We start from the raw sequence: 23,336 nt of genomic DNA on the forward strand, positions 1-23,336 counted from the left end.
GGTGGCCAGGCGGGCGCGGGTGGACGCGGAATTGGTCCGCCGCGGGATGGCGCGGTCCCGGGAGCATGCTGTGGAATTGATCGGGGCCGGGCGGGTGCTGATCAACGGTACGGTCGCGGTGAAACCGGCGACCGCGGTGGAGGCGGGGACGCCCCTGGTGGTCAAGGAGCAGGTGGACGAGATCGTGTGGGCTTCCCGCGGAGCGCACAAGTTGCTCGGTGCGCTGGCGGCCTTCGAACCGCAGGGGGTGGTGGTCGCGGGACGGCGCTGCCTGGATGCCGGCGCGTCGACCGGGGGGTTCACCGATGTGCTGCTCGATCGAGGGGCGCGGGAAGTGGTGGCCGCGGACGTCGGGTACGGGCAGCTGGTGTGGCGGCTGCGGACCGACGAGCGGGTACGCGTGCTCGACCGGACCAATGTGCGCAACCTGAGCGCGGCCGAGACCGGTGGTCCGGTGGAGTTGGTGGTCGCCGATCTGTCTTTTATTTCGCTGGGACTGGTCTTTCCCGCGCTGGCGGCCTGCTGCGCGCCCGGCGCGGATCTGCTGCCGATGGTGAAACCGCAGTTCGAGGTGGGTAAGCAACGGGTCGGCTCGGGTGGGGTGGTGCGTGACCCGGTACTGCGCGCGGAGGCGGTGTGCGCGGCGGCGGCCGCGGCGGCCGAACAAGGTCTGCAGACGCGCGGCGTGGTGGCGAGCCCGCTGCCGGGCCCGTCCGGGAACGTCGAGTATTTCCTGTGGCTGCGTAAACAGGAGTCGGTGGAGCATCCGGCCGACGAGGTGGCGGCGCTGGTACGACGGGCGGTCGAGGAGGGGCCACAGTGAGTACGGTCCGGGAGATCCTGCTGGTATCGCATCCGGGCCGGGCCGAGATCAGCGAGACGGCCCACCGGGTCGCCAAGATCTTCGCGGAGGCGGGTATCGGATTGCGGGTGCTCGCCGACGAGGCGTACAGCACCCGATTCGATTCCGGCACCGAACCGGTCACCCGACCCGGCGGGTATCCGGTGCGGGTGGTGGCACACGAACCGGATGCCGCGCGCGGGTGCGAAATGGTGCTGGCGCTCGGTGGCGACGGCACCCTGCTGCGGGCGGCGGAACTGGCCCGGCACGTCACCGTGCCGGTGCTGGGGATCAATCTGGGCCGGATCGGGTTTCTCACCGAGGCGGAAGCGGAGAATCTGGACGAGGCACTCGCCCAGGTGGTACGCCACGATTACACGGTCGAAGAGCGGATGACCATCGACCTCAGCGTGCGGCTCGACGACGAGATCATCGAACGCGGCTGGGCATTGAACGAGGCCAGTATCGAGAACGCCGCCCGGATGGGTGTGCTGGAAGTGGTGCTCGAGGTCGACGGCCGGCCGGTGTCCTCCTACGGCTGCGACGGAATTCTCATCGCGACCCCGACCGGTTCGACGGCGTATGCTTTTTCCGCGGGCGGACCGGTGGTGTGGCCGGAACTGGAAGCGCTGCTGGTGATTCCGAGCAACGCGCACGCTCTTTTCGCCCGCCCCCTGGTGACCAGCCCGGATTCCCGGATAGCGGTCGAATCCGTTGCCACCGGCCATGATGCGATAGTTTTCCTGGATGGCAGGCGCACCCTCGCACTGCCGCGGGGCGGCCGGGTGGAAGCGGTCCGCGGTGCCGAGCCGGTGCGATGGGTGCGGCTGGATTCCGCGCCGTTCGCGGATCGGATGGTGCGCAAGTTCGAGCTGCCGGTCACGGGTTGGCGGGGCCGGCGGCGAACGGAGGGCACACGTGCTGACAGAGATACGAATTGACGGACTGGGCGTCATCTCCACGGCCACCGCGCAATTCCACGAAGGGCTGACTGTGCTCACCGGCGAGACCGGAGCGGGCAAGACGATGGTGGTGACCAGTCTGCATCTGCTGAGCGGCGCCCGCGCGGACGCCGGGCGGGTGCGGCTCGGCGCGAACCGTGCCGTGGTGGAGGGCCGGTTCACCCTGGACGAGGTGAACGCGGCGGCGCGCGGTGAAGCGGAGCGGGTACTGGAAGCGGCGGCCGCCGATATCGACGACGACGGCACCGTGATCGCGATCCGCACGGTCGGTAGCGACGGGCGGTCCCGTGCGCATCTGGGTGGCCGTGGGGTACCGGCCTCGGTGCTGGCGGATTTCACGGCGCCGCTGCTGACGGTGCACGGGCAGAACGATCAGCTGCGATTACAGCGTCCGGAGCAGCAGTTGCAGGCATTGGACCAATTCGCCGAAGCGACGGTGGAGCCGCTGCTGCGGGAGTACGCCGAGCAGCGGCGCGGCTGGCTGCAGGCCCGTACGACTCTGCTGGAACGTACCGCTCGCAGCCGGGAGATGGCCGCCGAGGCGGAGCGGCTCACCCGGTCGCTGGCCGAAATCGACGCCGTGGCACCGGAGCCGGGCGAGGACGAACGTTTGATCGCGGAGATCCGGCGCCTCAGCGACCTGGATTCGTTACGGGAGGCGGCGGCGACGGCGCACGAGGCGCTGGCCGGGCCGGCCGATAATCCGGGGGAGGGGATCGGGGCGCTGGACGCGCTGGGTGTGGCGCGGTCCCGGGTGGAGGGTGCCGAGGATCCGGCGCTCGCGGCACTGTCGCCGCGGCTGGCCGAGGCGATCGCGGTGGTGGTGGATCTGACCACCGAACTGAGCGGGTACCTGTCGGATCTACCGTCCGATCCCGGGGCGCTGGAGTCCATGCTGTCGCGCCAGGCGGAACTGAAATCGCTGACCCGTAAGTACGCGTCCGATATCGACGGTGTGATCGCCTGGGCGGACGAGGCGCGCAGCCGGTTGGAATCGCTGGACGTCTCGGAGGGGGCGCTGGCGGCGCTGGCGGCCGAGGTGGACGCGGGGGCGGAGCGGGTGCGGGCCGCCGCGGTGAAATTGTCGCAGGCCCGGACCGCGGCGGCGGGGACGCTGGCCGCGGCGGTGAGTGAAGAGCTGAGCGGACTCGCGATGGGCAAGGCGCGGCTGGAGGTCGAGGTGCGGCCGGTGCCCGCCGGGCCGCAGGATTCGGCGCCGCTGCTGATCGACGGGACCGAATTACATGCCGGACCCACCGGCGTGGACGAGGTGGAGTTCCGGCTGGCCGCTCATTCCGGCGCACAGTCGTTGCCGCTGGGCAAAAGCGCTTCCGGCGGGGAGCTGTCCCGGGTGATGCTGGCGCTCGAGGTGGTGCTGGCCGGCGGCGGGCACGGAGCGACCATGGTGTTCGACGAGGTGGACGCCGGAGTGGGTGGCCGGGCCGCGGTGGAGATCGGGCGGCGGCTGGCCCGGCTGGCCCGCACCCATCAGGTGATCGTGGTGACCCATCTGGCGCAGGTGGCGGCCTTCGCCGACACCCACTTGGTGGTCGACAAATCCGATGACGGTGACGGCACCGTGAATTCGGGGGTCCGGGCGTTGAGCCAGGACGAACGGATCGTGGAACTCGCCCGGATGCTGGCCGGTCTCGACGATACCGAGACCGGGCGCGCACATGCCTGGGAACTGCTGAACATCGCGCGTGCGGAGCGGATGGCGGCACACTGACCGGGTCCGCACGCGGCGGACCCGGTCGCGCCGGGCTCCGCGGGTCAGCGGACGGCTTTGCGCGCGCCGGAGAGGAACTGGTTGATCAGTCCTTTCAACCCGGCTTCCAGCGCTTTCGCGGGGACGGGTAGTGCGGGGTCGGAGGTCATGGTGTAGGACACCCGGGTGCCGTTGTTCTCGGCGTCGGCGAAGGTGATGACGCCGGTGTGGCTCTTCACCGGCGCGCCCTTGACGATCTTGTACTCCATGCGCTCGCCGGGTACCAGTGCGGTGATCTCCTCGACCACACCGACCGGCCCGATGCCGATCTTGTGCTGGGCGCCCACGCCTTCGCGTTCGCTGTGGCCCGGTTTGACGAGCGTGACGTTCACCGCGAGGTACGGGCTGATGCTCTCGCGGTCGGCGAACAGCCGGTACACGGTCGCCCGCGGGGCGGCGATCACGGTCTCGACGGTGGTGCTGGCCATGGAGTCTCCTCTTTCGAATAGCTGTGTCCGGCAGCATACGGCGCGGTATGGGGGTTTCCGCGCCGAGGCGGTCCGCCGCGACGACGGTCCGGTGGACGACGGTCGGGTAACTGATCGATTGCGGTGCGGAAACGGATCGCGGCGTGTCTCCACCGATGGTTGAGAGTTTGCGGACATCATCGCTGCATGAGGATGCTGGCGCTGCTGTCGAAGAATCCCGAGACGCTGCCCGGCCGGACCGGGGTCGCCCGGGTCGACCGCGATACCCGGCGGCTGCTCACCCGGGTCGGACCCGGTGATATCGCGGTTCTCGACGAAACGGACCTCGATCAGGTCACCGCTCGCCGGCTGGTCGCGGCCGGAGTGACGGCGGTGGTGAACGCCTCCCCCTCGATATCCGGCCGGTATCCGAATGCCGGGCCCGAGGTGCTGGTCACCAACGGTGTGCTGCTTCTGGATACGGTGAGTTCGGATGCCTTCGGCCGGGTGAAGGACGGCACCCGCGTGCGGATCGAGGACGGTGTCGTCTACGCCGACCGGCGTACCCGCCGGGAACCCGAGGCCCTGGTCGAATGTCTCGAACTGGGCGAGAGCGCGATCGCCGACCGGATGAGCGAAGCGCGCAACGGGCTGGCCGACCACCTCGAATCGTTCGCCGGAGACACCCTCGAATTCCTCCGAGCCGAATCACCGCTGCTCATGGATGGTATCGGAGTCCCCGAGGCGGAACTGGACCTGAGCGGCCGACAGGTGGTGGTGGTCGGTGACGGGCCCGGCCACGCCGAGGAGCTGAAGAAACTGAAACCTTTCGTCAAGGAGTACGACCCGGTCATCATCGGAGTGGGGCGCGCGGCGGATACGGTACGGCGGGCCGGGTACCGGCCGGACATGATCGTCGGCAATCCCGACGAGATCACCGTAGCGACATTGACCTGCGGTGCCGAACTGATCGTCCCGGCCGATCTGGACGGCCGCGCCGAGGGGTTGAGGCGGGTCCGGGAACTCGGGATCGGGGCGATCACCTTCCCGTGTTCCGGGACGCCCGTGGACAGGGCGCTGCTGCTGGCCCACCATCACGGGGCCGCGCTGATCGTGACCGTGGGCGCGGCTGCCTCGCTGGAAGAGTTCCTCGACCGCAGTCGCCGGGAAACCAATGCGGCGACCTTCCTGACCCGGCTGAAGGTCGGCCCCACGATCATGGATGCCACCGCTGTCGCCACGCTCTACCGCCGCCGGGTTTCCGGGGTGATCGTGTCCCTGCTCGTGCTGGTGGCGCTGGTGGTGGTGATCGTGGCGGTGCTGCTCGCCGGGCACGGCGGCGAGGTGGTCGCCGAGGTACAGGAAATGCTGCTCCGCGCCCAGGCGTGGGGACGGGAGATACTCGGCCCGCCGGGCCGGTAGCCGGCTACTCCGGTGACGTATCCGGCGTATGGGGTGGGGAGCCGGGGCGCGGGTCGCGGCGGTGCCCCGGCTCCGGCGTGTGCAATCCCGCAGCATCGTCGCGGTGGCGCCCCTGGGCGAGATCCTCTCCCGGTGGAGGCGGCGAGAGGTGTGAAAGAAGTGGCCGGTGGTGCTGCCGGGGTATGAGGGAGCTCGTGCCGGCGTGGTAGATGCCCGTGGTAGCGGCCGGTGGCCGGTTACGCACCGGGCGATCGGGTGGTTAACCGGGGGTGGCGGTCGATTGTCGTCCCGGTTTCGTGTTACCGTGAAGACCCGTGGGTCATACACGGATTCAGGCGCGCGCGGCCACCAAACATATCTTCGTCAGCGGTGGTGTCGCCTCTTCACTCGGTAAGGGTCTCACGGCCTCCAGTCTCGGTCAGTTGCTGACCGCGCGGGGGTTACGGGTCACCATGCAGAAGCTCGACCCCTATCTGAACGTCGACCCCGGCACCATGAATCCGTTCCAGCACGGAGAAGTGTTCGTGACCGAGGACGGCGCCGAGACCGATCTCGACGTGGGGCACTACGAGCGGTTCCTCGACCGTGATCTCTCCCGGGACGCCAATGTCACCACCGGGCAGATCTACTCCTCGGTGATCGCCAAGGAGCGGCGTGGTGAATACCTCGGTGACACCGTGCAGGTGATCCCGCACATCACCGACGAGATCAAGGCGCGCATCCTGGCGATGCAGGGGCCGGATCTGCAGGGCCAGGAACCGGATGTGGTGATCACCGAGATCGGTGGCACGGTCGGCGATATCGAATCCCAGCCCTTCCTCGAAGCAGCCCGCCAGATCCGCCACGACGTGGGCCGGGACAACGTGTTCTTCCTGCACGTCTCGCTGGTGCCCTATCTGGCGCCCTCGGGTGAGCTCAAGACCAAACCCACCCAGCATTCGGTGGCCGCGCTGCGCAGTATCGGTATCCAGCCCGACGCGCTGATCCTGCGCTGCGACCGGGAGGTCTCGGCGGGGTTGAAGAGCAAGATCGCGCTCATGTGCGACGTCGATGTCGACGCGTGCATCTCCACGCCGGACGCGCCGTCGATCTACGACATCCCCAAGGTGCTGCACCGGGAAGGGCTCGACGCCTATGTGGTGCGCAAGCTCGGGCTCCCGTTCCGCGATGTGGACTGGACCGTCTGGGGCGACCTGCTGGAACGTGTGCACACGCCCCGGGAGACGGTGGAAATCGCCCTCGTCGGCAAGTACGTGGATCTGCCCGACGCCTACCTGTCGGTCACCGAGGCGCTACGCGCCGGGGGATTCGCGCACCGGGCGAAGGTGCGCCTGCGCTGGGTGCGATCCGACGACTGCGAGACCCCGGCCGGGGCACAGGCGGCCCTGCGCGATGCGGACGCGGTCCTGATCCCCGGTGGTTTCGGTATTCGCGGTATCGAGGGCAAGGTCGGGGCGATCCGGTACGCGCGCACCCGGAAACTTCCGCTGCTCGGACTGTGCCTGGGGCTGCAGTGCATGGTGATCGAGGCGGCGCGGTCGGTGGGCCTCACCGATGCCAACTCCGCCGAATTCGAGCCCGAGACCGAACACCCGGTGATCTCCACCATGGCCGATCAGGAACAGGCGGTGGCCGGAGAAGCCGATCTGGGCGGCACCATGCGCCTCGGCGCCTATCCGGCGGTTCTGGAGAAGGGGTCGGTGGTGGCCCGCGCCTACGGCACGACCGAGGTGTCCGAGCGGCACCGGCACCGGTACGAGGTGAACAACGCCTATCGTGACAAGATCGCCACCAGCGGTCTGCGGTTCAGTGGTACGTCTCCGGACGGGCATCTGGTGGAGTTCGTCGAACTCCCCGCCGATATCCATCCGTTCTTCGTCGGCACCCAGGCCCATCCCGAACTGAAGAGCCGGCCCACCCGGCCGCATCCGTTGTTCGCCGAGCTCATCGCCGCCGCGCTGCGGTACAAGCTGGCCGAACGGCTTCCCGTCGATATCCCCGGTGAGCAGGAGCTGGCCGGTACTTCCGAGCGCGCGTCGTGACCCCGGCGCCGGGTAGTCACGACTTCCGCACCGTCGACAGCCGGACCGTCTACAGCGGCGCCATCCTGGCTCTGCGAGTGGACCGCGTGGAAATGCCGGACGCACGGGTCGTGGAACGCGAAGTGGTCGAGCACCACGGGGCGGTCGCGGTGGCCGCGGTCGACGACGAAGGGCAGGTCGTGCTCGTCCGGCAGTACCGCCACCCGCTCGGGGAACGGCTGCTGGAACTGCCGGCGGGTCTGCTCGATATCCCGGGCGAGGATCCGCTGGCGGCCGCGCGCCGGGAACTGGCCGAGGAAACCGGCCTGGCTGCCCGTGATTGGTCGGTGCTGGTGGATGTGGCGCTGTCTCCGGGCTTCACCGACGAGGCGCTGCGGGTGTACGTGGCCCGTGGGCTCACCGAAACCGAACGACCGGACCCCGAACACGAGGAAGCCGATCTGGAATTGGTGCGGATGCCGGTTGCCGAGGCGGTTCGCGCGGCGCTGGCCGGCGAGATCGTGAACGCCACCGCGGTCGCCGGCCTGCTCGCACTGAGCGCCGCCGAAACAGCCGGGTTGCCGCTGCGCCCGGCGGACGCGCCCTGGCCCGGGCAGCCGGACGCGCTGCTGCGCCGCCAGGCGGCCCGGCCGTCCGCGGACTGACGGGCGGTGCGGTGCGGGAGGTCGAGGTCTTCCTGGACCATCTGGCGGTGGAGCGGGGTGCCGCGCGCAGCACCCTGTCCGCGTACCGGCGGGATCTGGCTCGTTACCGGGAGTTCCTGAACGCTCGGGGAGTCGCCGAGCTGGAGCGGGTCGCCGAAACCGATATCGGGGAGTTCGCGATCGCGTTGCGCGCGGGAGACGAACAACATCCACCGCTGGCCCCGGGCTCGGTGGCGCGGGCGCTGATCGCGGTCCGCGGCCTGCACCGGTTCGCCGCGGCGGAAGGGTTGACCAGCACCGATGTCGCGCATGCGGTGAAACCGCCGATGGTGGGGCAACGGTTGCCGAAAGCGCTGCCGGTGGAGCAGGTGCTGCGGCTGCTGGAAGCGGCGGGCGCCGCGGCCGGGTCCGGCGGTGACGGAGCGGCGCGTGGGCTCCGGGACCGAGCCTTGCTGGAACTGCTGTATTCGACCGGTGCGCGGATCTCGGAAACGGTCGGGCTGGATATCGACGACCTCGATGGCGAGAACCGCACCGTGATCCTGCGCGGCAAGGGCGGTAAACAGCGGCTGGTTCCGGTGGGTCGCCCCGCGCTGGCCGCGGTCGACGCCTATCTGGTGCGTGGCCGGCCGGTGCTGGCCGCGCACGGGCGTGCCGGACCGGGCGACGCGGCGGCGATCTTCCTCAACGCCCGCGGCGGCCGGCTGTCCCGGCAGAGCGCCTGGCAGGTGCTGCGGCGGGCCGCCGAGCATGCCGGGATCACGGTCGCCGTCTCACCGCATACGCTGCGGCATTCGTTCGCCACCCACCTGCTCGACGGCGGCGCCGATGTGCGGGTGGTGCAGGAACTGCTGGGGCATGCCTCGGTGACCACCACGCAGATCTACACCCTGGTGACCGTGGGCACGCTGCGCGAGGTGTGGGCGACCGCGCATCCACGAGCGCGGTGAGAGCGACCCGCCTCCGCCATCGGTAGCCGCGACCGGATGCGGGTTTGCTATGGGTGTGCTCGGGAACCCGCCGGGACGGCGATATGAAGGCGCGTCGGAGCAGGACCACCGTCCAACTGTCGCTCGAGGTGGGACGTGCCGAGCCGTGATCGCCGAGGAAACTCCAACGGGAGAAGGGTGGAACCAGCCATGAGCACCTATACGGTCGGCTACTTCGTCGGCAGCCTCTCCTCGACCTCGATCAACCGGACCCTGGCCGAGGCGCTGATCCGGCTCGCGCCCGCGGATCTCGAATTCGTAGAGCTCGAGATCCGGAACCTGCCGCTCTACAGCCAGGATTACGATGCCGACTACCCACCCGAGGCCGTCGCGCTCAAGGAAGCAATCGCCGGGGTGGATGCCGTGTTGTTCGTCTCACCCGAGTACAACCGTTCGATTCCCGGGGCACTGAAGAACGCCATCGACTGGGCGTCACGCCCGTGGGGGCAGAATTCGTTCGACCACATCCCTGCCGCCGTGATCGGCGCGTCCATCGGAGCGATCGGCACGGCTGTCGGCCAGCAGAGCCTGCGGGCGGTGCTGAGTTTTTGCAACGCCCGGCAGATGACCTCGCCGGAGGCCTACATCCACTACACCCCCGAGGTCTTCGGCGACGACGGCACCGTGCACGACGCATCCACCGAGGAATTCCTGCGCAACTACATGACCGAGTTCCGTAATCACATTCACCGGGTTCTCACCGTTCTGCCGCGTTGACAACCGTGGAGATGGCCGGCGCGGGCCGGATCAGCGCGGGCCGGCGCACCCGCGTGTGCGAACACGCCGTGATCGCACACGGCTCTCCAGCGGGCACACCCGGTAGCGTCTAATAGGAACCGGGCCGTGGCGAAATCGAGACCGTGCCTTGATCGGCCTCGTTACGCTCTACGAGGTGACGGGTAGGAACGTATAAGGAGCAGCGGATCGTGACGACAGCCGGAGCGGCGGAATCGCCGAGGGGCGCGGAGAGCGAGGACCGCGCTGCGTCGGTATGGGGCACGGGCCCCGAACCCGTCCCCGCCGACGCCGCACTCGGTCCGACCGGGCGGCCGCTACGCCTGGTCCCGGAGCCCCCCGAGCCGTCCCATGAGGGTGACGCGCTCATCGTGGCGATGTGCAATCAGAAGGGCGGGGTGGGTAAGACCACCTCGACCATCAATCTGGGAGCGGCGCTGGCCGAATACGGGCGGCGGGTGCTGCTCGTGGATCTCGACCCGCAGGGCGCGCTGTCGGCGGGGCTCGGGGTGGCGCATCACGACCTGGATCTGACCGTGCACAATCTGTTGATCGGTTCGCCGGCGAGCGCGGACGATGTGCTCATGCAGACCAAGGTCGAGAATCTGGATCTGCTGCCGAGCAATATCGATCTGTCCGCGGCGGAGATCCAGTTGGTGAACGAGGTCGGCCGGGAGCAGTCGCTGGGGCGGGCACTCGAACCCATCCGCGACCGCTACGACTACATCCTCATCGATTGCCAGCCCTCCCTCGGTCTGCTCACCGTGAACGCCCTCGCCTGCTCCGACGGGGTGATCATCCCGATGGAGTGCGAATACTTCTCGCTGCGCGGTCTGGCGCTGCTCAACGACACCGTGGAGAAGGTGCGGGACCGGCTGAACCCGCGGCTGAGCCTGTACGGCATCGTGGTCACCATGTTCGATGCCCGGCTGCTGCATTCCCGCCAGGTGATGGCGCGGGTGGTGGAGGTTTTCGGGGAGCTGGTGTACGACACGGCGATCGCGCGGACGGTGCGGTTCCCGGACGCCAGTGTGGCCGGGGAGCCGATCACCACGTGGGCGCCGCGGTCCAGCGGCGCCGAGGCGTATCGGGCGATGGCACGGGAAGTCATCCACCGGTCCGGTCGGTGAGCGCGGAAACCCGGCCCGCACCTCCCGTCGACCCTGCTCCCGCCGGGGAGGCGCCGGAGAAATCCGGCTTCCATCTGCGACTGAGTAATTTCGAGGGCCCGTTCGATCTGCTGTTGCAGCTGATCTCGCAGCGCCGTCTCGATGTGACCGAGGTGGCGCTGCACCAGGTGACCGACGAGTTCATCGCCTACACCAAGGCACTCACCGCCGGGCTGTCGCAGCCGGGTGGTTCGTTGCGTTCCGATCGGATTCTGGATCAGACCACCGAGTTCCTGGTGGTCGCGGCGACGTTGCTGGATCTGAAGGCCGCGCGGTTGCTGCCCTCGGGTGAGGTCACCGATCCCGACGATCTGGAGCTGCTGGAGGCCCGGGATCTGCTGTTCGCGCGACTGCTGCAGTATCGGGCCTTCAAACAGGTGGCCGAACTGCTGGGGGAACTGGAGGCGGCCGCGTTGCGCCGGTATCCGCGGGCGGTGGGGTTGGAGGAGCGGTTCGCGGGCTTGCTGCCGGAGGTCACCTTGGGGGTGGACGCCGCCGGTTTCGCCGAAATCGCCGCCGCGGCCTTCCGGCCCCGCCCCGTGCCGACGGTGGGGTTGGACCATTTGCACGCCCATACGGTGTCGGTGGCCGAGCAGGCGACACTGGTACTGGAACTTTTGCGGGCACGAGGGGCGGGGACCTGGACCTCGTTCGCCGATCTGGTGGCCGATTGCACGGCGCCGATTCGGATCGTGGCGCGGTTTCTGGCCTTACTCGAGCTCTACCGGGGTAGATCGATCGAGTTCGACCAGCCCGATCCGCTGGGCCCCCTGGCCGTGCGGTGGATCGGGGAGGAGGCCGCGTCCGCGCCGGTGACGATCGAAGAGGACTACGGATGACCGAGACTGTGACCGATTCCGCGCCCGAGCCACTGGATGCGGACGAGTTTCGTGCCGCGCTGGAGGCGCTGCTGCTCGTGGTGGACACTCCGGCGCCGGTGGAGCAGCTGGCCGCCGCGCTGGACGAGCCGGCGGAGCGGGTGGAACGAACCCTGCGGGAGATGTCGGCCGAGCTCACCACCCGGCGCAGTGGGATCGATCTGCGTTTCGCCGGGGACGGGTGGCGCTTCTATACTCGCAGCGAGTACGCACCGTATGTGGAGCGTATGTTGCTCGACGGCGCCCGGTCGAAGCTGACCCGGGCGGCTCTGGAGACGCTGGCGGTGGTGGCATACCGTCAGCCGGTGACCCGGGCACGGGTCAGCGCGGTGCGCGGTGTCAACGTCGACGGTGTGATGCGTACCCTGCTGGCCAGGGGATTGATCACCGAGGCGGGCTCCGACCCGGAAACCAACGGCACGCTGTACGGCACCACCGAGTTGTTCCTGGAACGGATCGGGCTGGCGTCGCTGAGCGATCTGCCCCCGCTGGCGCCCCTGCTGCCGGGCGTCGACCTGATCGATGAGATCAACGACAGTCTGGAAACGGATCCCCGCTACACCAGGCTGCGCAAGCCCGCCGAGGACGATCTACGCCTCGGCGCCGAGGATTGACAGGAAAATCGTGAATACACCCGCTCGCCGAGATGGCATACCGGATCGTAGGAAACGTGGCGACCAGCCCGCACGGGCAGGTCGGGGGCGCGGCGCACCCCGTGGTGCGGGGGAGGCCCGCCATGGTGGGGAATCGCCCCGCACCGGGCGCGGTGGGGGCCCGCGTGGCCAGGAGCGTGGGGCGCGCAGCGACCAGGTCCAGCGGGCCGGCCGCACCGGCGGCGCGGACGCGGCGGGCGGCCGCGGGGGCCGTTCGGGAGCCGGGCGTGGTGCACCGAACGCGGGCCCGCGTTCCGGTGGACGGCCGGGCGGCGCCGCGCCGCGTAAGAGCCAGAGCGGGCGTACCGGTGCCGGCGCGCCTCAGCTGAGCAATGCCAAGCCGGCCCGTCGCCAGCATGTGGAGCCCGGCGAGCCCGGCCACGAGAAGATGCCGTGGGGTGAAGGGGAGCGCCTGCAGAAGGTGCTGGCCCGCGCCGGTGTCGCCTCCCGGCGGGCAGCCGAGGAGATGATCGAACAGGGCCGGGTCGAGGTGGACGGCATCATCGTGCGTGAGCAGGGTCTGCGTATCGACCCGGAGCGCGCGGTGGTGCGCGTGGACGGTACCCGGGTGGTGGTCCGCGAGGAACTGGTGCATCTGGCGCTGAACAAGCCCAAGGGCTGGCAGTCCACCATGGCCGATGATCTGGGCCGGCCGTGTGTCGGCGATATCGTCGCCGAGCGCGTGGCAGCCGGTCAGCGGCTGTTCCACGTCGGGCGGTTGGACGCCGATACCGAGGGGCTGCTGCTGCTCACCAACGACGGCGACCTCGCGCACCGGCTGATGCATCCGTCCTATCAGGTGTCCAAGACCTATCTGGCGACCGTCCAGGGTGAGGTGCACCGGTCGATCGGCAAGATCCTGCGCGACGGGGTGGAACTCGAGGACGGCCCGGCCGCTGTGGACAAGTTCCAGGTGCTGGAGGTCGACGCGGGACGTTCCCTGGTGAAGGTCGTGTTGCACGAAGGGCGCAAACATATCGTGCGCCGGCTGCTGGACGCGGTCGGCCACCCGGTGAACCGGCTGGTCCGCACACATGTGGGTCCGGTGGTACTGGGCGATCAACGACCGGGCACGCTACGGGTGCTGGGTCGGGATGAAATCGGCAAACTCTACGAGGCGGTGTCGTTGTGAACGGTGTGGAAGTTCCGGTGGGGGTCGTGGCGGACCTCGCGCACGATCGGTCGCTGGTCGTCGCGATGGACGGTCCCTCGGGTACCGGGAAGTCCAGCGTTTCGCGGCGGCTCGCGGTCCGGCTCGGGGCCCGCTACCTCGATACCGGGGCCATGTACCGGGTGGCGACCCTGCAGGTGCTGCGTGCCGGTATCGACCCGGCCGATTCCGCGGCGGTCGCCGCGACGGTCGCCGATATGCCGTTGCGGATCGGTACCGATCCCGAGAACGAACTGATCGAACTCGACGGCCACGATGTGCGCGACGAGATCCGGGGCTCCGCGGTCACCGCGGCGGTGTCGGCGGTGTCGGCGGTGCCGGAGGTCCGGGAACAGCTGGTGGCGTTGCAGCGCGAGATCGCGGTGAGCGCGGGCCGGATCGTGGTGGAAGGCCGCGATATCGGCACCACCGTGCTGCCCGACGCCGATGCCAAGATCTATCTGACCGCTTCCGCGCAGGCTCGTGCGCATCGGCGCAATCAGCAGAACATCGCCGAGGGCCGTGGTGACGACTACGCCGGGGTGCTCGCCGACGTGCAGCGCCGCGACCGGCTGGATTCGACCCGGGCGGTTTCTCCGCTGCGGCGCGCCGCGGACGCGGTGCAGGTGGACACCAGTGACCTGACCATGGACGAAACCATCGAGGAGCTGTTCCGGGAGGTCACCCGGCAGCTGGACCGGCCGCGGAACGCCGAGGCGGCGGCGCGGCGCCGAGGAGCGGCGGGATGAGCGGCGACACCATGGGCGATGTGCTCGCCGGGGACGGTGTGTGGAGTGACGAAGCGGACTGGGAGATCACCGATCTCGCCGGTGACCAGGAAACCGCCGACCATCTCCCGATGCCCACCCTGGCGGTGGTGGGCCGGCCGAACGTCGGTAAATCGACGCTGGTCAACCGCATTCTGGGGCGGCGGGAGGCCGTGGTCGAGGACGTACCCGGCGTTACCCGCGACCGCGTCTCCTACGAGGCGTCCTGGGCCGGTCGCCGTTTCTGGGTGCAGGACACCGGCGGCTGGGAACCGGACGCGAAGGGTTTGCAGCAGTCGGTGGCCCGGCAGGCCGAACTCGCGATGAACACCGCGGACGCCATCCTGCTCGTCGTGGACGCGGTGGTCGGCGCGACCGCCACCGATGAAGCCGCGGTGAAAGTGCTGCGGCGAGCGAAGACGCCGGTGATCCTGGTGGCGAACAAGGTCGACGATCAGCGCGTCGAGGCCGATGCGGCCGCGCTGTGGTCGTTGGGGCTGGGGGAGCCGCGGATGGTATCGGCCGCGCACGGGCGCGGCACCGGCGATCTGCTCGACGATGTTCTCGAAGTGCTGCCCGAAACCCCGCGCGAAGGTGCGGGGGCCGGGGGCGGGCCGCGGCGGGTGGCCCTGGTCGGGAAACCGAATGTCGGTAAATCCAGCCTGCTGAACAAATTGAGCGGGGACGAGCGTTCGGTGGTGCACGATATCGCCGGTACCACCGTGGACCCGGTGGATTCGCTGGTGGAACTGGGTGGCAAGGTGTGGCGCTTCGTCGATACCGCCGGGTTGCGGCGCAAGGTCGCCAATGCCAGCGGGACCGAGTTCTACGCCTCGCTGCGCACCAAATCGGCGCTGGAGGCCTCCGAGGTGGCGATCATGCTGATCGATGCCTCGCAGCCCATCACCGAACAGGATCTGCGGGTGATCAGTTTGGTCGCCGATTCCGGGCGGGCGCTGGTGCTGGCGTTCAACAAATGGGATCTGGTGGACGAGGATCGCCGCCTGCGGCTGGACCGCGAGGTGGAACGGGATCTGGTGCGGGTGCCGTGGGCGCAGCGGGTGAACATCTCCGCGCATACCGGCCGGGCGGTGCAGAAACTGGTTCCGGCCATGGAGACGGCCCTCGAATCCTGGGACAAGCGCATCCCGACCGGCCGGCTGAACACCTGGCTGAAGGAGGTCATCGCGGCTACTCCGCCGCCGATGCGCGGCGGCCGCTTGCCGCGGGTACTGTTCGCGACCCAGGCCACCACCCGTCCGCCCACTTTCGTCCTGTTCACCACCGGGTTCCTGGAGGCCGGCTACCGGCGGTTCCTGGAACGGCGGCTGCGGGAGGAATTCGGCTTCGACGGATCGCCGGTGCGGATCTCGGTGCGGGTCCGGGAGAAGCGGGCCAAGAAGTAGCGCCGGGGCGGATGCCGGACCGGCTGGAGGAGTGGTTCATGGCCGGTAGCGGTACGCGGGCGCTGGCGGTATTCCTGCGGATGACGCGGCAACGCGGAATGGCCACACCGGAGAAGGCTCGCGCGGCCATGGCCGAACCCGCCGGCGGACATACGCCGCCCCGGGCTTTCCGGCGCCGCTTCCGGGTCGGCTGCCGGACCGTGGCCGGTTTCCCTTGTTACACGGTGACTCCCCGGGCGGGCCGGGAGTCCGGCAAGGTCGTCGTCTACCTGCACGGTGGAAGTTTCTTCCGGGAGATCAGCTGGTGGCATTGGCGCTTCATCGCGCGGCTGGTGACGGCCGGGCACCGGGTCGAGGTACCCATCTACCCGCTCGCCCCGCGGTACACCTATCGGGACGCGTATCCCTACCTGCGCGCGGTCTATCGCGAGGTGGTGGGCGAAAGCGATCCGGGCCGGGTCGTGCTGGCCGGTGATTCGGCCGGTGGCACGCTGGCGCTCGGGCTCGCCCAAGCCCTGCCGGAGGCCGGTCTGCCCATGCCCGCCCGGTTGATCCTGCTCTCGCCCTGTCTCGATATGCGACTGTCGAATCCGGAGATCGACCGGGTGCAGCCGCTGGACCCCTGGCTGGCCCGGCCCGGACTGCTCGAAACCGGCCGCGCCTGGGCCGGTGGTGACGATCTCGGCCTGCCCGCGCTCAGCCCGATCAACGGTCCGCTCGCGGCTCTGCCTCCCACCGACCTCTTCGTCGGTACCCACGACATCCTCTACCCGGATGCCCGGCTGTTCGCCGAACGTGCCGGGGACACAGTGCGTTTGGTCGGATCACCGGGCGCCTTCCACGTGTACCCGCTGGCTCCGGTGCCCGAGGCGAGGCCGGCTGTGCGGATGATCCTGGCCACGCTCGCCGCGATGTGAACGGTCGTGGCGCGCGTGGCCGATCGTTCCGCGGCGCACCCGCGACGCTGGTCGCCGCGCCGGGAGCCGGAACCGCGAACCTGTCCGCGGAACTGGTGAACGTCCTGTGAACGTCCGCGGAAATCGGTTGTTTCGACCGTGACGGTGCATCATGGAGCAAAGCGCGGTACCGTACCCCGGCGTGACTACTTGTCTGCCATCGAATCACCCGAGGCGGGAGCCGTAATGACTGTCGAACCGCCGATTGAGGACGATGTCACGCAGCTGGCCCAGCGAGTCGAACACGCCCGCAGCCGACTGGCCTACCAGTTCGACCCCGCCCTGACCGAGGCGCTGTCGGAGGCGGAGCTACGCGCCGAACGTGAACTCGCCGAGCGTATTCGCGAACAGGAGCGTGGCCAGCGCTGGAAGGAGATCCAGGCGGTCGCCGCCGCGAACGACCGGGCCAGGCAGACCACCGAGCAGATCGAGAAGGCGGATATGCGCGACCTCTTGCTCGCCCGTAAGGCCATCGCCGCGCAGCGCCGGGAATCGAGTCCGCACGCCAAATTGGCCTCGCTGTACCGGCACCGGTCCTGGTCGCTGCGCGCACTGGCCGGTGTGGTCGGCGCGGGCATGCTGTGGTCGGCGGTCAACGTCCAGCAGAACATCGCCCCCACCGGACCGAGTGATCCGCTCTTCTGGTTCAGCTACCTGCTCGAAGCGATGATCAGTGTCTGCTTGATCATCATCATGATCGGCACCAACAAGGTCGCCGAATGGGGGGTGGTGAACAACCGGAAGCAGACCGCCGCCGCCGAAATCGCCCTGCTGACGCTGACGGTCGGACTCAACACCTACCCGTACGTGCGGGTGGGGAATTGGTACGACGTCGCCGTACACGCCGTCGCCCCGGTGATGATCGGTGTCGCGCTGCTCATCCACGACGCCGCGAGCAGCCGCTACGGAATGGCGATTCTGCGAGCGACCGAGCAGGTCCGGGTGCTGCCCGACCCCGCCGAGCAGATCCGCAACAACCTGCCCCGGGTGAGCCTGAACCTCAACAACAACCCGCACACCGCGCCCGCGGCCGATGCGCGCGCTCTGCCGGCCGGGGAGACAGCGCCCGCGGCGAAACCGGCGCTGGAAGCCGGCGCGAAGAAGGCTGCGGCCGGTGGGGCCGCGTTTCGCTCCGACAGCAAGTCCGGGGAGACGGGGAAGCGCCGCTCCGGCGATCTGGGTGAGGTGACCTCCGGCCTGATCGGCCGGACCAGTTCGCTGCTGGACGAATTGGCGAGCAATTCGCCGCTGTTCGAGGACTCCCCGGGTTCGAAATCGGCGGATACCACCGACAAACTGCCGGTCACGAAAAAAATCGCCGGCAACGGTGCGGGAGCCAAGACGAACGGTTCCGCGGCGGGAAAAGATAAAGGCAAGATGTCGGGGGACAAGGAGACCGACGAATTCCTGGATGTCGTACGTTCCTCCGACGGTTACGACACCGGGCAGTTCCGGGTGGCCGATATCCTGGAACAGGAACTGGCCGAACTCCAGGCCGAACGCCGTAAGGCGCGTAGCGGCCGGACTCGCACCACCTCCACGAACGGAGCCTGAGCGGGTTCGCGCCGACTGCCGGCGGCGTCGCCGGGCAGAGGTGAGGAGGCGCGATGTCGGAGCGCAAACCCGCGGGAGTCGATTTCGAGTCCTGGGTCGAACGCAAGATCCGTGAGGCCACCGAACGAGGTGAGTTCGACGATCTGCCGGGGGCCGGGAAACCGCTTCCGGGTGCGGGTAGCCGGTACCACGACGAGAACGCGTGGTTACGGGACTACCTGCGCCGGGAGGGGGTGAGCGGTGATGCTCTGCTACCGCCTTCGCTGCTGCTGCGCCGTGATGTGGAGCGGCTGCCGGAAACCGTACGTGATCTGACGACCGAGGCTCGGGTACGGGAAACCGTGGCCGTGCTCAACCGGCGGATCGTCGACTGGCTGCGCCTGCCCAGCGGCCCGCGGGTGCCGATCGCCCCGGTGGACGCGGACGAGGTGGTGCGCCGGTGGCGGGCCGGGCGTACCGGCGATACCGCCGGGCCGTCTCCGGTCGCGTCGGTGCGCGGTGCGGCCGCGGTGGTGCGGCCGGCGGCCGGGTCCGGCCCGCGCGGCGCGTGGTGGCGCCGGTTTCTGCGGGGGCGCTGAGCCGATAACACCCCGGGCCGGCGCGCCGGTGCGGTTGTATGGGGGAATGGATGCACGGACCCTCGCCGACCGTATCGAGATCACCGATCTGCTCACCCGTTACGCCACCGCTGTCGACGAGAAGGATTGGGCGCTCTACCGCTCGGTGTTCACCGCCGATGCGCGGATCGACTACAGCACGGCGGGCGGTCCGGCGGGTGATCTCGAAAGTGTCGTAGCCCGTCTGTCCGAACAGCTGGAATTGTTCTCCCGTACCCAGCATTTCATCTCGAATATCGCCGTGGAACTGGCGGGTGACACCGCGAAGGTGCGGGCCATGTTCTTCAATCCCATGATCGTGGCGCCGGGAAAGCAATTCACCTGTGGCGGTTGGTACCACCATGATCTGGTGCGGACCGCGGACGGTTGGCGCAGTACGCGGCTGTACGAGGAATCGGCCTGGTTCGACGGCCTCGAGGCCGCTTTCGCGTAGCAGCCGCGTACCCACGGCGGTGAGCGATACCACCGCGGGTCGGCCGGTACGCGCCGATTGAGGCGGAACCAGCCGGGTACGCGCCCGATATCCGAGCGAGTAAACGACATTCGGAGGTGGATATCGTGGCCGAGCACAAGACCGCCCGCGAGGGTTTCGAAGGTGCTGTCGAGGGGGCGAAGGGCAAGGCCGAAGAGGCGGCGGGAGCGCTTCTCGACGACAACTCCCTACGTGCGGAGGGTAAGGCCCAGCAGGACAAGGGCCAATCCCAGCGAACAGCCGCCGAGAAGGAGACCGAAGCCCAGCAGGAACGGGTCCGCGCGGCGGACGCCGAACAGCGTCAGCGGATCGAACAGGATCCGGGTCACGGACAGACGGTGGCGCCGACCCGGCCCGGCGCCTGACCGATCGAGACGCCGCCCGCGGCGGCCGTCCCCGAGCGGTGGCCGTGGGCGGCGCGGAGTATTCCGTCCCCGGCCGGCTCGGCCGGAGCGGGCGGGAACAGCCCCGTAGCGGCGAACTACGTGCTACCTCGGCGGGCCGGACGGTTATCCGCGTCGGTGGCTCACCGCGGAGGTGGGCGCGGTGCCCGTGACGTGATGCCGGGGCGCCGGTGGACCGGCCAGGGAAACACGCCCCGGGCGGGTCCCGGAGGTGAGGATCGGACCGAGATCCCCCGGCTGCGCCCACGAGTCGATATCGGAGGTGGTGAACGCGGCCGCCGCGCCGGCGGCGACGAAAGCCGAAGCCGCCGCCACCGCGCGCACCACCGCTTCCTCGGTGCCGGCGCCGGCGGCGAGAGCGGCAGCCGCCGCTCCGGCGAATCGGTCTCCCGCCCCGCAGGTATCCGCGCCCGGGCCCGAGCGCTGGTCCGGAGGTACCGGCACCCGCCGGGCGGCGGTCGGGCCGTGCCGGTGGAGTACGGCGCCTTCGGCTCCCACGGTGACGGCGACCGCGTCGGCGTCCCACCGCCCGGTGAGCGCGCGGGCACGTTCGCCTGGGCCGGACAGGCCGGGCACCAGGGCCTCGGCCTCGCCGTCGTTCGGGACGACCAGGGCAGCGCCGGGTATCGGCTCCGGTCCCCGGGGATGGGGATCCCAGATCAGCGGAACCCGTTCCGCCCGGGCCGCCAGTAACGCGCGCAGCTCGGGATGAGCGGCGGCCCCGCGACCGTAATCGGCGACGAGGACGGCCCCTGCCGTGCGCAGGGCGGCGGCCACCGCCGGGGTCAGTGGCTGAGTGCCGACCCGCCCGTCGCCGGTATCCAGCCGGGTGATCGGGGTCGGCGTTTCCCGGCCGCCCGGCGCCGCCCACGGCCCACACGCGCGCACCCGTTGTTTGCACACCGTGCTACCGGCGAACGGCAGTTCGACGACGCGGGTGATCCCCGCCAGCGATTCCCGCAACCAGTGTCCGGCGGCATCGGCGGCGAAACCGCCGATCAGCACCATCTCCTCGGTGTCCGCGCGGGTGACCGCCGCCGCCAGTCCCGCGCCCCCGGGGCGATACGACCGACCGGTCACATCGACGACCGGGACCTGCGCTTCCGGACTGCACCGGTCGGCGCGGCCCTCGATCTCGATATCGAGGAACACATCGCCGATCACGACGAGGGGGCCGGATTCCGAGGTCACGTCCACCGCACCAGTGTCTCGTCCAGGGTGGCGCACAGGGCGTGCACGAGCACCAGGTGCATCTCCTGCACCGTGGGCACGTCGGCGTCCTCGATGGCGATGGCATCGTCGCACAGCGCCGCCAGCGGATTGGGCGACGGGCCGGTCAGCGCCCAGGTGCGCAGGCCCAGGTCCTGCCCGGCCTTGGCCGCGGCGACCACATTGGCGCTGGCACCGCTGGTGGACAGGGTGACCAGGACATCGCCGGGCCGCCCGTGCGCACGCACCTGCCGGGCGAACATCTCCTCGGGGCCGTAGTCGTTGACGATGGCGGTGGTACTCGACGAGTCGGCATGCAGCGCTATGGCGGACAGGGGCCGGCGTTCCCGGCGGAAACGGCCGGTGAGTTCGGCGGTCAGATGCTGGGCCTCGGCCGCGCTGCCGCCGTTGCCGCAGGCGAGCAGGCGGCCGCCGTGGGCGTAGGTATCGGCCAGTTGCGCACCCCATACGCGGACCTGGCGGCAGGCCGCGTCCCGATGACCGGCCAGGGCCGCGCGCAGCGCGTCGAAATGCTGTTCGAGCCAGTCGTCGCGCGGCGCGGACGGGGCACGGGAATCCGGTTCGTCTGTGGTGCTCACAGTGGTTGGTCCTTCCTGTGCGCGCCCTTCAGGGCTACGGTGACCGCCTCGGTGAGGTCGGCAGCGACCACAGCGGTGCGTCGGGCACTCGCGATCTCCTCCGTTCTGGTGCGGGAAGTGGGAACCAGTACGGCCGCCGCACCGGCCGCATGCGCCGCGTCGATATCGGAACCGATATCCCCGATCACGACGCAGTGCCGGGGATCGACGCCCAGCGCGCGGGCAGCGGCGAGTACCAGACCCGGCCGGGGTTTCCGGCAGCCGCATCCGTCCTGCCTACCGTGGACACACACCTGCCAGGTGTCGAACGGGCCGAGTAGTTCCTCCACGCGGGATTCGACGGCCGCGAGCTGGGCGGGCGTGATCCGGCCCGTGGCCACACCGGACTGGTTGCTGACCACCCCCGTGCGTATGCCCGCCCGGCGCAGCCGCCGTAACTGGGCGCGGGCCGCCGGAACCGGCCGGACCAGGCCGGGATCGGCGAGGTAGGGGATATCGACGATCAGGGTGTCGTCGCGGTCGAACAGCACCGCGGCGGGCGGGGTGGACGCCGCCGGAACGCCGATGAGCTGATCGGTGCCGTTCATACCCGCCGGGATGCCCGCGCAGTGGCAGGTGAAACCGTTTCCGGTGGATCTTCTCCGCGACCGGCGAGTCGTGCCACCGCGTCGACCACGGCCGACGGGGCGATATCGTTCAGGCAGGGGTGGCCGGGGACCGGGCACACCCGGGCCCGCGACCCGGCGCATTCGGCGTTCGGGTCACCGAGCAGTACGGTGGGCACACCGTGCGGCGCCCAGCGGCGGGCCGGCACCACCGGAGCGAACAGCGAGACCACCGGTGTGCCGACGGCGGCGGCGAGATGGGCCGCGCCGGTATTGGGGGCGACGACGACGCCCGCGTCGCGTAGTACGGCCGCCAGGCCCGCGAGGTCGGTGGCGCCGCCGAGATCGATCCCCCCGGCGGCGGCCACTACGGCGGTCGACTCCCGTTCCTCAAGGCCTCCGGTGACCACCACCCGGTAGCCCGCGGCGCGCAGGGCCGCGACGAAGGCACCGCAGCGCGCCGCGGCCGGGCGCCGGGCGGGTACGGCGGCGCCCGGGTGTACGACGATGTAGCCGGGCGGGCCGGTGAGGGCGCGGGTATCGGGAAGATCGGCGCGGACCCGCAGCCGGCTGTCGTTCCCCGGATACCCCGCCGCCGCGGCGAGGGAGAGGGCGCGTAGCGGTTCGGGAATATCGTCGTCCACGCGGTGGCGGACATCCAGTAGCGAGCCGGGGTAGTCGGTGCAGATCGCCGCGATCCGCGGCACCCCCGCCATACGCAGCACCAGGGCCAGCGGGAGCGGTGACTGGTGGAAGGACGTGCAGATCAGGGCCTCGTCCGGGGCGAGTGCGCCGATGCGGTCCCGCAGGGCGTCGATCACGGTGGCGGTGACGGGAGGCCCATCGAAATCGACCCAGCCCGCGTGGAATTCGAGGACCTCGTCCACCCCGGGCAGGAGTTCCGCGGCCGCCCGGCCGCGGGGGCCGGCCAGAAAGGTCACCCGCCGGGCGCGGGCCGCCACAGCGCGGACGGCCGGGCCCGTGACGAGAACGTCGCCGGCGCTGTCGAGACGGGCGACGAGGACCTGCCCGCTCATCCGGGAGCCGCCCGGCCCGCGAGCGGGCTCACCACCCGCACCCGCCGGAA

General features: G+C 69.9%; 24 protein-coding genes. 19 read left to right on the top strand and 5 right to left on the bottom strand.

Going from position 1 to position 23,336, the window contains the following annotated elements; translation table 11 throughout:
• The first annotated feature begins 1 nt into the window (after position 1).
• The 3 genes from ACYR7D_RS16335 to recN are packed head-to-tail and all read left to right on the top strand — an operon-like array spanning position 2 to position 3,532.
• Complete coding sequence (locus ACYR7D_RS16335) at positions 2 to 823, top strand: TlyA family RNA methyltransferase (RefSeq protein WP_459545432.1); 822 nt, start codon at positions 2 to 4, stop codon at positions 821 to 823.
• The gene (locus tag ACYR7D_RS16340; protein ID WP_459545433.1) at positions 820 to 1,782 is read left to right on the top strand and encodes an NAD kinase; all 963 of its coding nucleotides are present in this window, start codon (positions 820 to 822) and stop codon (positions 1,780 to 1,782) included. Before ACYR7D_RS16335 ends, ACYR7D_RS16340 begins: the two co-directional genes overlap by 4 nt.
• Positions 1,760 to 3,532 (top strand): DNA repair protein RecN, encoded by a 1,773-nt coding sequence (gene recN, locus ACYR7D_RS16345; RefSeq protein ID WP_459545434.1) that lies wholly within the window; start codon positions 1,760 to 1,762, stop codon positions 3,530 to 3,532. Before ACYR7D_RS16340 ends, recN begins: the two co-directional genes overlap by 23 nt.
• Before the next feature lie 44 nt (positions 3,533 to 3,576).
• On the opposite strand, the gene ACYR7D_RS16350 is transcribed toward recN, so the two are convergent.
• Positions 3,577 to 3,999 (bottom strand): SRPBCC family protein, encoded by a 423-nt coding sequence (locus ACYR7D_RS16350; RefSeq protein ID WP_459545435.1) that lies wholly within the window; start codon positions 3,997 to 3,999, stop codon positions 3,577 to 3,579.
• A gap of 186 nt (positions 4,000 to 4,185) precedes the next feature.
• Here ACYR7D_RS16350 and steA point away from each other — a divergent pair, with 186 nt between their 5' ends.
• The 16 genes from steA to ACYR7D_RS16430 all read left to right on the top strand — a co-directional run bounded on the left by steA (position 4,186) and on the right by ACYR7D_RS16430 (position 19,797).
• On the top strand, positions 4,186 to 5,400 hold the full coding sequence (gene steA, locus ACYR7D_RS16355; protein ID WP_459545436.1) for a putative cytokinetic ring protein SteA: 1,215 nt from the start codon (positions 4,186 to 4,188) through the stop codon (positions 5,398 to 5,400).
• A 314-nt stretch (positions 5,401 to 5,714) separates the two neighbouring features.
• Positions 5,715 to 7,442 carry a CTP synthase gene (locus ACYR7D_RS16360; protein ID WP_459545437.1) on the top strand — a complete coding sequence of 576 codons (1,728 nt, stop codon included), beginning with the start codon at positions 5,715 to 5,717 and terminating at the stop codon, positions 7,440 to 7,442.
• Positions 7,439 to 8,086, top strand: a complete 648-nt coding sequence (locus ACYR7D_RS16365; RefSeq protein WP_459545438.1) for an NUDIX domain-containing protein — start codon at positions 7,439 to 7,441, stop codon at positions 8,084 to 8,086. Before ACYR7D_RS16360 ends, ACYR7D_RS16365 begins: the two co-directional genes overlap by 4 nt.
• 11 nt (positions 8,087 to 8,097) lie before the next feature.
• Complete coding sequence (locus ACYR7D_RS16370; protein WP_459545439.1) at positions 8,098 to 9,036, top strand: site-specific tyrosine recombinase XerD; 939 nt, start codon at positions 8,098 to 8,100, stop codon at positions 9,034 to 9,036.
• A gap of 189 nt (positions 9,037 to 9,225) precedes the next feature.
• Positions 9,226 to 9,792 carry an NADPH-dependent FMN reductase gene (locus tag ACYR7D_RS16375; RefSeq protein WP_459545440.1) on the top strand — a complete coding sequence of 189 codons (567 nt, stop codon included), beginning with the start codon at positions 9,226 to 9,228 and terminating at the stop codon, positions 9,790 to 9,792.
• Positions 9,793 to 10,133: 341 nt separating this feature from the next.
• Positions 10,134 to 10,940, top strand: coding sequence for a ParA family protein (locus ACYR7D_RS16380; protein ID WP_459550186.1), 807 nt, complete (start codon positions 10,134 to 10,136; stop codon positions 10,938 to 10,940).
• Complete coding sequence (locus ACYR7D_RS16385; protein ID WP_459545441.1) at positions 10,937 to 11,818, top strand: segregation and condensation protein A; 882 nt, start codon at positions 10,937 to 10,939, stop codon at positions 11,816 to 11,818. Before ACYR7D_RS16380 ends, ACYR7D_RS16385 begins: the two co-directional genes overlap by 4 nt.
• The gene (gene scpB / locus ACYR7D_RS16390) at positions 11,815 to 12,471 is read left to right on the top strand and encodes an SMC-Scp complex subunit ScpB (protein WP_459545442.1); all 657 of its coding nucleotides are present in this window, start codon (positions 11,815 to 11,817) and stop codon (positions 12,469 to 12,471) included. The genes ACYR7D_RS16385 and scpB overlap by 4 nt, the downstream gene beginning before the upstream one ends.
• A gap of 10 nt (positions 12,472 to 12,481) precedes the next feature.
• Positions 12,482 to 13,642, top strand: coding sequence for a pseudouridine synthase (locus ACYR7D_RS16395; RefSeq protein ID WP_459545443.1), 1,161 nt, complete (start codon positions 12,482 to 12,484; stop codon positions 13,640 to 13,642).
• 65 nt (positions 13,643 to 13,707) lie between these two features.
• Positions 13,708 to 14,409, top strand: coding sequence for a (d)CMP kinase (cmk, locus tag ACYR7D_RS16400; RefSeq protein ID WP_459550187.1), 702 nt, complete (start codon positions 13,708 to 13,710; stop codon positions 14,407 to 14,409).
• On the top strand, positions 14,406 to 15,833 hold the full coding sequence (gene der / locus ACYR7D_RS16405) for a ribosome biogenesis GTPase Der (RefSeq protein ID WP_459545444.1): 1,428 nt from the start codon (positions 14,406 to 14,408) through the stop codon (positions 15,831 to 15,833). The genes cmk and der overlap by 4 nt, the downstream gene beginning before the upstream one ends.
• An 11-nt stretch (positions 15,834 to 15,844) precedes the next feature.
• The gene (locus ACYR7D_RS16410; RefSeq protein WP_459545445.1) at positions 15,845 to 16,750 is read left to right on the top strand and encodes an alpha/beta hydrolase; all 906 of its coding nucleotides are present in this window, start codon (positions 15,845 to 15,847) and stop codon (positions 16,748 to 16,750) included.
• Between the two features lie 225 nt (positions 16,751 to 16,975).
• On the top strand, positions 16,976 to 18,343 hold the full coding sequence (locus ACYR7D_RS16415; RefSeq protein WP_459545446.1) for a hypothetical protein: 1,368 nt from the start codon (positions 16,976 to 16,978) through the stop codon (positions 18,341 to 18,343).
• Between the two features lie 53 nt (positions 18,344 to 18,396).
• Positions 18,397 to 18,921 (top strand): DnaJ family domain-containing protein, encoded by a 525-nt coding sequence (locus ACYR7D_RS16420; RefSeq protein WP_459545447.1) that lies wholly within the window; start codon positions 18,397 to 18,399, stop codon positions 18,919 to 18,921.
• A 46-nt stretch (positions 18,922 to 18,967) separates the two neighbouring features.
• Positions 18,968 to 19,393: a nuclear transport factor 2 family protein gene (locus ACYR7D_RS16425; RefSeq protein ID WP_459545448.1), complete on the top strand. Its 426-nt coding sequence runs from the start codon at positions 18,968 to 18,970 to the stop codon at positions 19,391 to 19,393.
• A gap of 125 nt (positions 19,394 to 19,518) precedes the next feature.
• Positions 19,519 to 19,797 carry a CsbD family protein gene (locus tag ACYR7D_RS16430; protein WP_459545449.1) on the top strand — a complete coding sequence of 93 codons (279 nt, stop codon included), beginning with the start codon at positions 19,519 to 19,521 and terminating at the stop codon, positions 19,795 to 19,797.
• A gap of 144 nt (positions 19,798 to 19,941) precedes the next feature.
• Here the strand turns inward: ACYR7D_RS16430 and ACYR7D_RS16435 are convergent, their stop codons facing one another.
• Genes ACYR7D_RS16435 through ACYR7D_RS16450 form a run of 4 tightly spaced genes read right to left on the bottom strand, consistent with a single transcriptional unit; the run spans position 19,942 to position 23,286 of the window.
• Complete coding sequence (locus ACYR7D_RS16435) at positions 19,942 to 21,033, bottom strand: PfkB family carbohydrate kinase (RefSeq protein ID WP_459545450.1); 1,092 nt, start codon at positions 21,031 to 21,033, stop codon at positions 19,942 to 19,944.
• Entirely contained in the window at positions 21,024 to 21,644 is a 621-nt protein-coding gene (locus ACYR7D_RS16440) for a D-sedoheptulose-7-phosphate isomerase (RefSeq protein WP_459545451.1), read from the bottom strand. Before ACYR7D_RS16440 ends, ACYR7D_RS16435 begins: the two co-directional genes overlap by 10 nt.
• The gene (locus ACYR7D_RS16445) at positions 21,641 to 22,231 is read right to left on the bottom strand and encodes an HAD-IIIA family hydrolase (protein WP_459545452.1); all 591 of its coding nucleotides are present in this window, start codon (positions 22,229 to 22,231) and stop codon (positions 21,641 to 21,643) included. Before ACYR7D_RS16445 ends, ACYR7D_RS16440 begins: the two co-directional genes overlap by 4 nt.
• Positions 22,228 to 23,286 (bottom strand): glycosyltransferase family 9 protein, encoded by a 1,059-nt coding sequence (locus ACYR7D_RS16450; protein ID WP_459545453.1) that lies wholly within the window; start codon positions 23,284 to 23,286, stop codon positions 22,228 to 22,230. Before ACYR7D_RS16450 ends, ACYR7D_RS16445 begins: the two co-directional genes overlap by 4 nt.
• Positions 23,287 to 23,336: the final 50 nt, after the last annotated feature.

The sequence above is a fragment of the Nocardia sp. X0981 genome (assembly GCF_977089955.1).

Excerpts from the sequence above, each read along its gene's own strand:
- steA (WP_459545436.1), top strand. The coding sequence starts at position 4,186 with ATGAGGATGCTGGCGCTGCTGTCGAAGAATCCCGAGACGCTGCCCGGC.
- ACYR7D_RS16425 (WP_459545448.1), top strand. The coding sequence starts at position 18,968 with ATGGATGCACGGACCCTCGCCGACCGTATCGAGATCACCGATCTGCTC.
- ACYR7D_RS16410 (WP_459545445.1), top strand. The coding sequence starts at position 15,845 with ATGCCGGACCGGCTGGAGGAGTGGTTCATGGCCGGTAGCGGTACGCGG.
- ACYR7D_RS16375 (WP_459545440.1), top strand. The coding sequence starts at position 9,226 with ATGAGCACCTATACGGTCGGCTACTTCGTCGGCAGCCTCTCCTCGACC.
- scpB (WP_459545442.1), top strand. The coding sequence starts at position 11,815 with ATGACCGAGACTGTGACCGATTCCGCGCCCGAGCCACTGGATGCGGAC.
- ACYR7D_RS16450 (WP_459545453.1), bottom strand. The coding sequence starts at position 23,286 with ATGAGCGGGCAGGTCCTCGTCGCCCGTCTCGACAGCGCCGGCGACGTT.
- ACYR7D_RS16415 (WP_459545446.1), top strand. The coding sequence starts at position 16,976 with ATGACTGTCGAACCGCCGATTGAGGACGATGTCACGCAGCTGGCCCAG.
- ACYR7D_RS16350 (WP_459545435.1), bottom strand. The coding sequence starts at position 3,999 with ATGGCCAGCACCACCGTCGAGACCGTGATCGCCGCCCCGCGGGCGACC.
- ACYR7D_RS16445 (WP_459545452.1), bottom strand. The coding sequence starts at position 22,231 with ATGAACGGCACCGATCAGCTCATCGGCGTTCCGGCGGCGTCCACCCCG.
- cmk (WP_459550187.1), top strand. The coding sequence starts at position 13,708 with ATGGACGGTCCCTCGGGTACCGGGAAGTCCAGCGTTTCGCGGCGGCTC.
- ACYR7D_RS16420 (WP_459545447.1), top strand. The coding sequence starts at position 18,397 with ATGTCGGAGCGCAAACCCGCGGGAGTCGATTTCGAGTCCTGGGTCGAA.
- der (WP_459545444.1), top strand. The coding sequence starts at position 14,406 with ATGAGCGGCGACACCATGGGCGATGTGCTCGCCGGGGACGGTGTGTGG.